The organism is Nodosilinea sp. E11 (assembly GCF_032813545.1).
Lineage (GTDB): Bacteria > Cyanobacteriota > Cyanobacteriia > Phormidesmidales > Phormidesmidaceae > Nodosilinea.
The window spans coordinates 3,737,872-3,750,664 of sequence record NZ_CP136520.1; the positions used below are offsets into that span (position 1 = coordinate 3,737,872).

Below are 12,793 nucleotides of genomic sequence, written 5' to 3' on the forward strand. Positions count from 1 at the left end.
CTTTAATACGCGGTGCGGGTTTAATACGCGGCGCGGGTGGCCAGATCGCGGGAGCGCTTTTTGATCAGCGTCGGGTCGAGGTAGGTGATCGCCTCGGCGCACGATCGCACCCGTTCGATGGGCTCAAACACATTCACCTGGTAGACGATTTGGTTATCCCAGTCGAGGGCGGTGAGCCAGCCACTGCGGGGGTGGTAGACGCCGGTATCAATATCGAGCCAGCCGCGCCCAGCGACAATCTGGCCGGGGTCTACACCGGGGAAAGTGAACGTAATGGTGTGGCCGGTAATGATCAGCTTGTCGGAGAAAAACGGCGTCAGGCTGCTGTGAAAGGTTTCGCGAATCCAGCACAGTTCGTAGCTGCTCTGCTCGGCGACGGGCAGCATGGGGTTAACCCCGGCGTGCACCAGCCACAAATCGCCTAGGTCAATAAACAGGGGTAACTGGCGCAGCCACTCCAGATGATCTTCGAGGGTGGAGGCAGAGCCGTGGTAGCTGGTGAGGGTGGCTTGGCCGCCGCTGAAGAGCCAGCCTTGGAGAGTGGGGGGGTTAATTTTGCCGTCAATGAAAGTGTCGAGGATGAGCTGCTCGTGGTTGCCCCGCACGCAGCCCGTGGCGTGCTCACGGACAAAATCGACTACGTCGGCGCTTTTAGGACCGCGATCGATCAGGTCGCCAACGCAGTAGATTTGGTCGTCAGGTTCAGGGGCGATCGCATCCCACAGCCGTTTGAGGCCGTCAAAATGACCGTGAATATCGCCGATAAAGATTCTTCGGGGCATGAGGCAGTAAGTCCGTTGTCTTTATTATGCCTTAACCCCCAACTCAACTCCCAATTTTCCGCCATCTGAACGAGTTTCGATCGATTTGACGGGCGTTTTCATCGTTCTCAGGCATAATAAAGGCCAGCCTCAAGCACCCCATCCTATGCGCCGTTCGCCCACTCTAAAGCAGTCGTCCACTCAGTCTCTATTGCCTACACCTCAGCGGCGCAGGCGGCGTCGCCAAGGAGGGGCGTTGCGCAAGTTAGCCCGTCATACGCCGGTTCTCGAAGTCAGTGCACGGTTGGGCGTCAATAGCTTCTTAGCCCTGGTGGCGGCAGTCTCTTTGGGCCGGTTGGTGCCTCATTTACAGGCTCAGGTAGAGCAGCTAGAAACCGTGCGTCAAGATCTCGCCGAAACCGAAGCGACGACCACTCGCCTGCGCTCAGATTTCGATCGCTACTTTGACCCAGCCCAAGCCGGGCGGGTGATTCAAGAGCAGACAGGTTACCGAAGCGAATCAGAACGGCCGGTGGTGTGGACCGACTGAGGCCAGTCAACGGCCGTTAACTATGGGGCTAAACTCTACGGATAGAACGTGGTGGTGGGCAACCCGAGCGATTCTTCTAGGCCCATCATCAGGTTGAAGCATTGCACCGCTTGCGAGGCCTGCCCCTTCATTAGGTTGTCGATCGCCGACATGACCACAACTCGCCCGGTACGCGGGTCGGTTTCGAGGCCGATGTAGCAGCGGTTTGTGCCCCAGGCCCACTTGGTTTGGGGGTATACGCCGTTGGGCAGCACCGTCACCCAGGGAGAGGCGCGGTAGAAGGCGGTGTAGATGGTGAGTAGGTCGTCGCGCACTAGGCCGGGGTCGCGCAGATTAGCGTAGATGGTGGCCAAAATGCCCCGCACCATCGGAATCAGGTGGGGCGTAAACTGCACGGTGACTTCGTGGCGGGCCAGGTGGGTGCAGATCTGCTCGATTTCGGGGGTGTGGCGGTGGCGGGCAACGCCGTAGGCCCCCAGCGAATTACTCGCTTCCGCTAGCAGCATGCCGGTTTTGGCCACCCGACCACCGCCAGAGGTGCCCGATTTGGCATCAATAATCAGGGTTTCGGGCTGGGCCAGGCCCTGCTTGAGCAACGGTGCAATGCCCAGCAGGCTAGCGGTGGGGTAGCAGCCGGGGCAGCCGACTAGGCGGGCATCGCGAATGCGATCGCGAAAGAGTTCTGGCAGCCCGTAGACAGCTTCGGCAACGGTGACCTGGTCACTGCGATCGCCCCCGTACCACGATTGGTAGGTATTCAAATTTTCAAAGCGATAGTCGGCAGATAGGTCGAGCACCCGACAGCCCCGCTCTAGCAATGCGGGGGCCATTGTGCAGGCCAGGCCATTGGGCAGCGAGAGAAAAACAGCCTGGCAGCGCTGGGCGATCGCCTCTACATCTACTGGTTCAACGGTCAAATTGACAGAGCCCGCCAGATGGGGATAGATATCGGTATAGGACTGCCCAGCGCTGCTGTCGCCGCCCAGATACACCAGCTCTACCTCAGGATGCTGGGTCAGCAGCCGCACCAGCTGTACCCCTCCGTAGCCCGATGCGCCTACTATACCGACCGTAATTTTTCCTGCTGGGGATGACTCGCTCATGGTTTTGGGGCTGGCTAGGGTGCGGGGTAGACAGGGCAGTGAGGTTGATCGCAGGCAGTGGTAGCTAACGGTGTCAGCACCATCACCTTAGATAAGCACTGTAATAGTAAACCAGTAATCTCACATCAACATGGTTGCTTGGAATGCTAGCAGTGACATCTTTGGCTACCTCAATCGGACCAGAGGGGGCGGCTGGCATTCGGGTGAAGGGCAGGCGGTAAGGCTAGAATTTGAAGAGTGAACGTACTTTATGAAGGTTAGCCCCACCGTGCTCGACCCAAAATCGGAGATGCCCCCTGCCAGCCGCCCCACCCCAGAGCTTCCTCCCGATTTTAAATTTGACTCAATCGAGTCGGCCCTTCACGATCTGGCCGCTGGTAAGTCGATTGTGGTGGTTGATGACGAAAACCGCGAGAACGAAGGCGACGTGATTTGTGCGGCCCAGTTTGCTACCCCCGACAACATCAACTTTATGGCGGTAGAAGCGCGCGGGTTGATCTGTCTGGCCATGACGGGCGATCGCCTCGATGAGCTCGACCTGCCGCTGATGGTCAGCCCCAGTGCCTTCGAAGACGAAAACGAGCAAACCGCCTTTACCGTCAGCATTGACGCTGCCCTGAGCTGGGGCGTCACTACCGGCATTTCTGCCGACGATCGCGCCCGCACCATTCAAGTCGCCATCAACCCCAACGCCCGCGCCACCGACCTGCGCCGCCCAGGGCACATCTTTCCGCTGCGAGCCAAAGACGGCGGCGTGCTGAAGCGGGCGGGCCACACCGAAGCCGGGGTTGATCTAGCGCGACTGGCAGGTCTCTACCCTGCCGGGGTGATTTGCGAAATTCAAAACCCCGATGGCTCGATGGCGCGGCTGCCTGAGTTGGTCGACTACGCCAAAACCTTTGGCCTCAAGCTGATCAGCATTGCCGATTTGATCAGCTACCGACTTCAGCACGAGCGCTTTGTGCAGCGAGAAGCCATAGCCACCATGCCCACCCAGTTTGGCGACTTTGCCATCTATGCCTACCGCAACCTGCTCGATGGCTCAGAGCATGTGGCCATGGTCAAAGGCGACCCCGCCACCTTTGCCGACCAGCCGGTGATGGTGCGCGTCCACTCCGAATGTCTGACCGGCGATGCCTTTGGCTCGCTGCGCTGCGACTGCCGTATGCAGCTCCAGGCGGCGCTAAAGATGATCGATGCGGCTGGGCGCGGCGTGGTGGTCTATCTGCGCCAGGAAGGGCGCGGCATTGGCCTGGTCAACAAGCTCAAGGCCTATTCTCTACAAGACATGGGCCTCGACACGGTAGAGGCCAACGAAAAACTGGGCCTACCGGTAGACCAGCGCAACTACGGCATCGGCGCGCAGATTCTCAACGACATCGGCGTGCAGAAGTTTTGCCTGATCACCAACAACCCTCGCAAAATCGCAGGCATCAAGGGCTACGGCTTAGATATGGTGAGCCGGGTGCCGCTGATTATTGAAGCTACGGCCCACAACTCAGGCTACCTGGCCACCAAGGCCCAGAAGCTGGGCCATCTGCTGATGCACACCTACTTGGTCACGGTAGCAATTCACTGGCGCAGTGGTGAGTTGACCGTGCAAGACCGCTACCAAAAGCTAGAGCAACTGCGTGGGCTGGCCCAGTCGCTGGGGCTGATGCTGCAAGAGGAAGCCCGCCCGGTGGCAGCGGCCCTGTTTAGCCAGCCCGATAGTATTGTCAATTTAGGGTTAGAAGGGGTGAGCGAAGCTGGGGCCGAAACCTGGTATCGAGACTGTAATGAGCCGAAAATGCAGGCGATCGCCACCCTGCTTGACAAACTCGCCGCCTGGCCCGATGTTGATCAGCTAGCTTTCCTGATCTCCGATGGCAGCGACCCCTTCAGTGGCTTACAGGTGAAACTTGATCGCCAGGTGTTTCAGCGCGATGGGGTACCCACTGCCGAAACCGTCAAACCCTCCGACCTCTGCGAAAGCCTAGAAAGCCAACGCATTTACGTGTTCTCCAGCCACCTTCCAGCCGATTAGGAAGGGGTAAACTTGTTGAAAGAAAGCTGCTCCCCCTGAGCTTATCCTTCTTAAGGTTTATCTGTGTAATTACCCTTTATTGAGGAGAATTATATCAAGTCCGCTTAAATGCTCCTAATCTGTCATTCCCACGGAAGTGGGAATCCATGGTTGATGAGTTACTCCAAAATGGATTCCCGCCTCTGCGGGAATGACAGGTAAGCCGTTTTCTGTTGGTTAATTAAACGGACTTCATATTATAGAGAAGCTGTCGGCATAAGAAGTTGTTGGGCAGCAACTTGTGAATTGAGATTATTTATGCACAGGCGAAATTTTCTGAAAATATTTGGTTTAACGCTGTTGGTATCTGTCAATAGTGCCTGTGGTGAAGAATCGCAAGGATATATAGCTACATCAAATAAGAAGCGTATTGTGGTAATCGGTGCTGGGTTGTCTGGTCTTGCTGCTGCCCAAGAATTGTACAGGCGAGGGCATGAAGTTATTGTCGTCGAAGCCCGTGAGCGGATTGGTGGTCGAATTTGGACAAGTACCCAGTGGGCTGATATGCCCTTGGATTTTGGAGCAACATGGATACATGGACCGCAGGGTAATCCATTGACAGATTTGGCAGAACAAATCAACGCCAAACGACTTACGACTAGTTACGACAGGACAGTCACCTATAACACCTCCGGCAACCCCCTTTCTGAAGCAGAAGAAGTCCGCATGGAGGACTTGAGAACACAAGTGTTTAGAGCATTGCAAAAAGCACAAGATGAGGATGATGACGCTTCAATTTGGCAAGTGATTGAGCCATTCATAAATCAGTTTGACGAATCCTCAGAATCCTACCGATTCATCAATTTTATTTTGAGTGGCGCGATCGAGCAGGAATATTCGGGAAGTGTTGAAAACCTCTCTGCACTCTGGTATGACAGTGCTCAAGAATTTGATGGCGATGATGTTCTATTCGCTCAAGGATTCAAAGTTATTCCAGAATTGCTAGCACAAGGGTTGCAGATTGAACTGGGTCAAGTGGTAGAAGAAATTCAATGGCATCGCTCGCCCGTTCGAGTGATTACTCAAAAGACAGAGTTCATCGCTGACCATGTTGTAGTGACTCTGCCACTTGGGGTTTTGCAAGCTAAAAGTGTTCGTTTCTCTCCTGAATTACCCCGCAGCAAACAGGATGCGATCGCCAAACTGGGCATGGGTGTCTTGAACAAGTGCTATCTTCGATTCCCCGATGTTTTTTGGAGCGCTGATGTTGACTGGTTGGAGTATGTTTCGGCAAGGCATGGTGAGTGGACAGAGTGGGTAAGTTTCAAGCAGGCAGCCAATCTACCCGTATTGCTAGGATTTAATGCTGCCGATCGGGGGAGAGCGATTGAAGCATGGTCGGATGAACAAGTTGTTGCGAGTGCCATGCAAACCTTAAGGACGATCCATGGAGTCAGTATCCCCGAACCTGTTGACTATCAAATTACCCGTTGGGCAAGCGATCCGTTTTCGTTGGGTTCATATTCATATAATCCTGTGGGTGCCGTGCCAAAGATGCGCCAAGAGCTTGCTACATCGCTCGAAAAGTCCGTGTTTTTCGCGGGCGAAGCATCTAATGAGGACTATTTCGGGACTGCTCATGGCGCATATTTATCGGGTTTGCGTGCAGCCCAAGAAATCCTGGAAATATAATCTGGTGGTGCCCAACAATGCCCATGCATATCGACCGCCGAGGGTTGATTGGTATGACGCATAAGTTATCTGAGTATCTGGGGCGGGTGATGGTCAACGTGATCATCATGAAATGGGGAGTTAGCCCATGCCAAATATAACGATCGACGAAATTTAGCGAAATTTGCTCGTGCCAACGCTTTGCGGTGACACGCCTCCCCAGACGCTCTGCGTCTCTGTCCCCAAAGCGCAGGAGCGCCATGGGCGGCATGGCGGCGTGGAACGTCGCCACAATTTGTAGGTGGGCAACAAAAAAGCGCTCCTCTAAGGGAGCGCTTTTTCCAACCTTAGTCTGTTTATGCAGGTCGACCGGGATCGAGGTGGTCTAGCGCTTTCAGCACGGCTCCCACATCCATCGATAGGTATTCGCCGAGGCGGAGAATGTCGTTGACCTGGGCACGGCTATCAGGACCGAGGGGCTTCTTGGCTACTGCCGCCTGCTTCAGCAGGGCAAACACCTGGCGGTTAAGGTGCTGGTAATACAGCTCTTGGGGGCGTTCTAACGAAAGACCCAGGGAAAGCTGCTGGCCCAGGTTCACCAACCGCCCCAGCCAATCCACTTCAGCCGCTAAAGATTCAGTGGGTTCTTGGTTGAGAATTTGCCAGACCGATCGCCCGATCAGCCGCTCTAGCATCGGCTTGGCCGCCGCCAGTGAGAGGGTAGCATTGCAGGTGCTGGCTTCAGTGGCGATCGCCTCCAGTTCATTCAAATAGTCTTCACCCTGGCCCAGGGGGCTAGCGGTGGGATCGCTGGTTTCGCGTTCGAGGGATTGCAGCACCTCCATCGCCCGGTGGCTGAGGGCAATATCTGCCGCCACTTGCAGTTCTTTGGGCACCGGTAGGCCGTCGCGGTGGAAGGCGCACAGCACGCCGTAGTTGTCGCGGTAGACCTGGGCGTAGAGCTGGTCGAGGCGCAGCAGGGTGTCTTGGGAAAGCAGGCCCATCATGCGGTGGCGCTCTTCGGCAAATAGGTCTTGCAGGCCGTAGGTTTGGGGTCCAAAGGCGCTATTGATGGCCAAAATCACCTGGGCGGCGCTGGCGTGAGCCAGGCTGTCAAACACTGCCGCTTTAGCGCGGGTGTAGGCGAGGCGCGATCGCATTATTTTGATACCGCAGTGGAAGTCCCAGCCCCCCAGGTGAACGACGGCGAAGGCAAGGTTAAGGCTCTCGCGGGTAACGGTTGATTTAATCTCGACCTGCCCCACCGCCAAAGACAGCGGCCCCATGCGCTGACGGCGGTAGTCGTGCTGCGTCACGGTGTAGCAGTAGATGGTTTGCTCGGTGCGATAGTCGGTAAACAGCGACCCCATGGCATAGTGGGCCACCACCTGTTCCAGCGAAATGCGGGAGGGTTTGACCAGTGAGTCATAAACCCCGGTGCCGGTGACGAATTCTTCAACGTTGCTGGGGGCATGGCCCAGGCGCTTGACAAACTCTTGCTCCAAAGCGATCCCAGCTACCTCGCCTGCCAATTCCATGGCGCGGGTGGCGTAGCGCAGAATTTGGGTGCCCTCGGGGCGGGAGATCTCTTCAAAAAACCAGCCGCAGCTGGTGTACATAAACAGGGCATGGCGCTGCATTTCGAGCAGTTGCAGGGCGGTGACCCGCTCGATGGCTGAGAGTTTATGGGTTTGGTGGGTCTTAAAGAAGGCATTGAGGCTCTCGGGGCTGCGATCGCCCATCACCGCCCCATAGGCATCTCGCGCCGCCCAGGGATCGCGCAGCAGGGCCGCGCCATGCTCCTCGAAAACCGTAACTAACTGATCGCGTAGCCAGTCGAGGGTATCGCGCAGGGGCCGCCGCCACCCTTGGTGCCACACCCCGCCGCCGCCACAGCCGCAGTCATCCTGCCAGCGGTCGACGCCGTGGGAGCAGCTCCAGGCGGTGACAGGCTTGAGCTCAGCTTCCCAGGTGGGCGGGTGGGTGGCCAGGTAGTGGGCGTAGTTGGTCACCGTCCAGCCTTGGCGCGGAAATTCTTCGGTGACGGCGTAGGCCAGTGCTTTTTCGGCCCCGCTGCGGTGGTGGCCAAAGGTTTCGCCGTCGGTAGCGACCGAAATTAGCTGAAAGGGACGGTGATCGCCGTGGATGGCTTGGCCGATGCGACCGGCAAAATGGTTGGATGAACTCAGCACATCGTTAAAGCCCATGTCGCGGGAGATCGGGCCATCGTAGAAGAAAATATCGACGTAGCGGCTGGGATCGGGGCTGCCGTCAGCCTGTTTGAGAAAGCAGCGGTAGGGGCGGCTAGGATCGATTTGGCCGCCGGCCACTTCCTGCCAGGTGTCGCGTTCGCCGTTGTAGCTGACCATGGGACGGCAGCGCTGCACCTGAGATGGAGCGAGAATCGTGAACTTGATCCCCTCGGCGTGGAGCACGTCGAGGGTGGGGTAATCAATCGCGGTTTCGGCTAGCCAGATGCCTTCGGGCTGGCGGCCAAAGCGGCGGCGAAAGTCTTCGATACCCCAGCGCACCTGGGTGGTTTTGTCGCGCGGGTTGGCCAGGGGCAAAATGATGTGGTTATAGACCTGGGCGATCGCATTGCCGTGGCCGCTCAGTCGCTCACAGCTATTGCGATCGGCGTCGAGAATGCGCTGATAGGTCTCCAGATCGTGGCGCTCCATCCAGCTCATTAGCGTGGGGCCAATGTTAAAGCTGATGTACTCAAAGGTGTTGACAATGCGCACCACCTCACCGCGATCGTTGAGAATGCGGGCGTAGGCGTTGGGCCGGTAGCACTCGTGGTGGATGCGCTCGTTCCAGTTGTGGAACGGGGCGGCGCTGGGCTGCTTCTCGATCGCATCCAGGTAGGGGTTCTCACGGGGCGGCTGGTAAAAGTGGCCGTGCACACAGACAAACACCCCTGTGCTAACGGCGGGGATCAGCCCGTCGTTAAGGCTTTCATGGGGAGTGATGGCCGCAGGAGTAGCCTGTAACGCTGAATGCTGGGATATATCAGCCATAGGTAAAAAAGAAAGTGGGTGAGGAAGCTACAAGCCGAGCCGCAGACTCAAAAGAGCGTTGCAGTGGCTGGAAATCAGGTTTTAAAAAAACTTGGGAACCGGGGATCAAGGTCCTAGGCGGTGCTTGGCCATGGTGATCGGCTTTTAACGCCGGGAAGCAAAACCGTGGGGATTGCAGCAGCAGCGGGGGCAAGCGGTAAGATTCGCCTCAGTTGGGGCACAACTGCTAGATGTTTGCAATCTCAAATGATTTTAACCCTCTTTTGAGAAACAGGCTGGAGCGCTTAATCTCCGTTGATGTTTGGTCACAGTCGTGACCAAACTAGTCTCCTGTTACGTTAGAGCAGCCCAGTGTCTGGCCCATCCATCTCAAGAGGGAAGCGCCTGGGGCAGCACCACAGTCACCGTTGTTCCCTCCCTGGGGGCGCTGTCGAGGTGGATGTGGCCTCGGTGGGTGTCGACGATCACCTTAGCGATCGCCAGCCCTAGCCCTGTGCCTTGATCCCCGCTGCGCAGCCGCGACGGATCAGCCCGGTAGAAGCGATCGAAGGCATGGGCCAACGCCTCCTCATCCATGCCCATACCCGTATCTTTGACGGTTACCTGGATCCCCGGCTGTCCCTGGTGCTTCGCAGGCCTGATCTGCACCGTGACGGTGCCGCCCTCGGGGGTATACTGCACCGCATTGCTGATCAGGTTGGTAAACAGCCGGGTGAGCTGGCTGGGATCGCCCAAAATTGTGGAACTGGCGGTGGGAGGTGCCGCCAGGATTTTTTGCCCGCTGGGACGATGCTTGCCTGAATCCCCATGGGACGCCTCCACGCGTAGGCTAATCTGCCGCTCGGCGGCCATCACCTGCTGCTCCTCTACCACCTCCTCTAGCAGCCCCTCTAAGCTTAGAGAAGCCGGGGTAAGGGCAATCAACCCGCTCTCCTGGCGAGCCAAAAACAGCAGATCGTCGACCAGTCGCCCCAGCCGTCGGGTCAGCCGCTCGATCACCTGAAACTGTTTTTGCTGAATGTCTACGTCGGGGTTGGGGTCTGACAGCGCCACCTGGGCATTGGTCTGGATCACCGCGATCGGGTTGCGCAGCTCGTGGGAGGCGTCAGCAGTGAACTGCTTGAGCTGCTGGTAGGAGTCGCGCACCGGAGCCATGGCGATCCCCGACAGCAACCAGCCGATCGCGGCCACTGCTGCCACCATCAGGCTGGTGCCCAGGGCCAGATCGACAATCAGTCGTCGGCTGGGCTTGGTGACTTCGAACCAGGGGTGGCTAACCCGCAGGTAGCCCAGCACCTGGCCGTCGGCCTGCACCCGCTCGGTGATCTGACGAAACACCGTTTCTTCGCCCACCCGCACGGTTTCGCCCGCCGGGTTGACGTGCAGAGGTACCGGGTTCACCTCTGAAAAGGTTGACCACAGCAGTTGCCCACCGGGGCCAAACCATTCCAGGTCGATGTGGTCGTCTTCGACAGCGCGGGCGTTGTCGCGAAAGCTGGCCTCGACATTCACCCGCACCGGGGGGGCATTGGCATTGACGGTGGCGAAGATGTGATCCCCAGCGGCATCGGGTTCGATCACCAGCGATCGCTCCACTATTTCCACCACATGGTTCAGGGTGTCATCTACCCGTTCTACCAAGGTGGTGCGCACGTAGAGGTAAAACCCACTGGCGAACAGCAGCAGTAACACTGCTGTAACCGCCGTATACCAAAGCGCCAGTCGCTGCCGAGTCGCCTGAAACATAGACATCTAAGGCATTTTTAGTTGAGCAGATTGGTGGTGAGCAGGGGCATTGGCTGCCTCTTGTGGCGAGGTGGGCGGCGATCGGGGGCGATCGCTGGTTTTATCCTAAGCCAACGGCCTGCGGCAACCAACCTCCTGCTTTACCATAGGTGAGAATACGGGACCGATTCCCCGATCAAAGTCTGACATTGTACTGAGGAGATGATCCGTGCCCAATTTTTTAGCTGCTGCAAAGCGTTCAACGCGGTGGGGCTTAAATCGATGGGGACTGATGGCCCTCGTCGCCACAGTGGCCCTCGGCGTTTCCCTCGGGCTGGGTGGGCTGAACCTGCCAGCTTCTAAGGCCCTGGCCCAAACCCCCGCCCTAGAGCGGGCCACCCCCACCAATGCCATGGCCTACCGATTCACCGTGGGCGACTACAAAGCCATGGTGGTGAGCGACGGTACGCTGACCCTGCCTGTGGGCTTCTTTGTGCCTAATGCGGACCCTGCCGCCGCCGCCGCCGCCCTAGCGGACAATTTTTTGCCGACCGACAATGTCTTGGTCCACCTGAATGTGCTGTACCTGGAGACTGACGAGCACCGGGTGCTGATCGACACTGGGGCGGGCAATACCTTTGGCCCCACCGTCGGCTATTTGGCAAACAACCTGGCAGCGGCGGGCATTGCCCCCGACACCATTGACACGATCATTGTCACCCATGCCCACCCCGACCACATCGGCGGCATTCTCGACGACAGCGGCAACCCGGTGTTTGCCAATGCCAGCTACTACATCTCGGAGCCAGAGTGGGACTTTTGGACGGCCCCGACGGTAGACATGCCCAACACCTTGGTCGATGAGGACACTCAAGCCACCCTGATTGGCGTGGCGCAGGAATGGTTGGGGGCGATCGCCAGCCGCACTACCCGCTTTGCCCTGGGCGACGAGATCATTCCCGGCATTGTGTCGGTGCCTGCGGTAGGCCACACCCCTGGCCAGGCCGTTTACCTGATCACCTCCGGCGACGACAGCCTGCTAGCCACCGGCGATGTGTTCTTTAGCGACCCCCTCAACCTGGAGAACCCTGACTGGGAAGTAGTCTTTGACACCGACCCTACTCAGGGCGTGGCCACCCGGAAACAGCTACTGGAAACCGTCGCGGGCGATCGTCGCAGGCTGCTGGTGCCCCACATGCCCTTCCCTGGCCTCGGCCATGTGCGCACCCAAGGCGAGGCCTACGGCTGGGAGCCGATTGTCTGGGATTTTGGGTTTGAGGCTTAGGAGTCTGCCTAGCGATTTGAGCCTGGCACCCTCAGCTTGATAAGCACTAGTTGAAGCTTGGCAGCAACGGCAACTCTATCGCCGCTGATTGGTGGAGGTCAGTTGCTCACCCCGGGTGCTAAACCGAGTGAGGGTTTGGTTATCAATGGTCGTGGGCACCTGAGGCAAGCCAAAGTGCAGGTGCGCTCCCGTCGAGGTGGCGCACCGAGGATCATCCACGTGCTGTTCAGGGGCAACGACGCCAATTTGCTCTCCCTGGCGGTAGCTTCTCTGCACGGTGCTGGTAGTGACGTGGCCAAGGGAGTATTGCTGCCCAGTTCTAGTCCGCAGCAAGATAGAACGATGGTTGTCGGTGCCCTGGGCAATGCAGTGGCGCACCACAGTGGAGTCTATGGGGGCCAGCACTGGTGTGCCAGCGGGCAGCGAAAGGTCAAACGCCAACAGGCCGCCAACTAGACCGTCTTGATGCACCCCTTGGGTGAGTTGGGGGGTAAAGCCAGCTGGCCAGGGCATTTTCCACCGAATGGTGGCATGGGCCTTGCTGTGAAAGTTGACACTCACGAGGACTAAGAGCGTGGTAATGATGGTTAACGCGCCAGTCCTATAGTTTTTGAGGATAGCGTTGAAGTAGCCTTGCGCTCTTGGGCCCATGGGTGTCTCCATCCGGGAGAGA

Annotated in this window: 9 protein-coding genes; 4 read left to right on the forward strand and 5 right to left on the reverse strand. The window is 57.8% G+C overall.

What is annotated here, in order from left to right:
• Positions 1-20: 20 nt before the first annotated feature.
• Positions 21-782: a metallophosphoesterase family protein gene (locus RRF56_RS18765; protein ID WP_317034685.1), complete on the reverse strand. Its 762-nt coding sequence runs from the start codon at positions 780-782 to the stop codon at positions 21-23.
• Positions 783-927: 145 nt separating this feature from the next.
• Here RRF56_RS18765 and RRF56_RS18770 point away from each other — a divergent pair, with 145 nt between their 5' ends.
• On the forward strand, positions 928-1,311 hold the full coding sequence (locus RRF56_RS18770) for a hypothetical protein (protein ID WP_317034686.1): 384 nt from the start codon (positions 928-930) through the stop codon (positions 1,309-1,311).
• Positions 1,312-1,346: 35 nt separating this feature from the next.
• Here the strand turns inward: RRF56_RS18770 and argC are convergent, their stop codons facing one another.
• Entirely contained in the window at positions 1,347-2,414 is a 1,068-nt protein-coding gene (argC, locus tag RRF56_RS18775) for an N-acetyl-gamma-glutamyl-phosphate reductase (RefSeq protein ID WP_317034687.1), read from the reverse strand.
• A 289-nt stretch (positions 2,415-2,703) separates the two neighbouring features.
• On the opposite strand from argC, the gene ribBA reads away from it, so the two are divergent.
• Together ribBA and RRF56_RS18785 are read left to right on the forward strand one after the other, a co-directional pair.
• On the forward strand, positions 2,704-4,440 hold the full coding sequence (gene ribBA / locus RRF56_RS18780; protein WP_410510639.1) for a bifunctional 3,4-dihydroxy-2-butanone-4-phosphate synthase/GTP cyclohydrolase II: 1,737 nt from the start codon (positions 2,704-2,706) through the stop codon (positions 4,438-4,440).
• Positions 4,441-4,737: 297 nt separating this feature from the next.
• Positions 4,738-6,111, forward strand: a complete 1,374-nt coding sequence (locus tag RRF56_RS18785) for a flavin monoamine oxidase family protein (RefSeq protein WP_317034689.1) — start codon at positions 4,738-4,740, stop codon at positions 6,109-6,111.
• Positions 6,112-6,446: 335 nt separating this feature from the next.
• Here the strand turns inward: RRF56_RS18785 and RRF56_RS18790 are convergent, their stop codons facing one another.
• Complete coding sequence (locus RRF56_RS18790) at positions 6,447-9,110, reverse strand: DUF3536 domain-containing protein (protein WP_317034690.1); 2,664 nt, start codon at positions 9,108-9,110, stop codon at positions 6,447-6,449.
• A gap of 369 nt (positions 9,111-9,479) precedes the next feature.
• On the reverse strand, positions 9,480-10,856 hold the full coding sequence (locus RRF56_RS18795) for a sensor histidine kinase (RefSeq protein WP_317034691.1): 1,377 nt from the start codon (positions 10,854-10,856) through the stop codon (positions 9,480-9,482).
• 208 nt (positions 10,857-11,064) lie between these two features.
• Here RRF56_RS18795 and RRF56_RS18800 point away from each other — a divergent pair, with 208 nt between their 5' ends.
• Positions 11,065-12,120: an MBL fold metallo-hydrolase gene (locus RRF56_RS18800; RefSeq protein ID WP_317034692.1), complete on the forward strand. Its 1,056-nt coding sequence runs from the start codon at positions 11,065-11,067 to the stop codon at positions 12,118-12,120.
• Between the two features lie 75 nt (positions 12,121-12,195).
• On the opposite strand, the gene RRF56_RS18805 is transcribed toward RRF56_RS18800, so the two are convergent.
• Entirely contained in the window at positions 12,196-12,771 is a 576-nt protein-coding gene (locus RRF56_RS18805; protein ID WP_317034693.1) for a peptidoglycan DD-metalloendopeptidase family protein, read from the reverse strand.
• Positions 12,772-12,793: the final 22 nt, after the last annotated feature.

Coding starts and splice junctions, on each gene's coding strand:
- RRF56_RS18805 (WP_317034693.1), bottom strand. CDS start 12,771: ATGGGCCCAAGAGCGCAAGGCTACTTCAACGCTATCCTCAAAAACTAT.
- RRF56_RS18790 (WP_317034690.1), bottom strand. CDS start 9,110: ATGGCTGATATATCCCAGCATTCAGCGTTACAGGCTACTCCTGCGGCC.
- RRF56_RS18770 (WP_317034686.1), top strand. CDS start 928: ATGCGCCGTTCGCCCACTCTAAAGCAGTCGTCCACTCAGTCTCTATTG.
- RRF56_RS18795 (WP_317034691.1), bottom strand. CDS start 10,856: ATGTTTCAGGCGACTCGGCAGCGACTGGCGCTTTGGTATACGGCGGTT.
- RRF56_RS18765 (WP_317034685.1), bottom strand. CDS start 782: ATGCCCCGAAGAATCTTTATCGGCGATATTCACGGTCATTTTGACGGC.
- ribBA (WP_410510639.1), top strand. CDS start 2,704: ATGCCCCCTGCCAGCCGCCCCACCCCAGAGCTTCCTCCCGATTTTAAA.
- RRF56_RS18785 (WP_317034689.1), top strand. CDS start 4,738: ATGCACAGGCGAAATTTTCTGAAAATATTTGGTTTAACGCTGTTGGTA.
- argC (WP_317034687.1), bottom strand. CDS start 2,414: ATGAGCGAGTCATCCCCAGCAGGAAAAATTACGGTCGGTATAGTAGGC.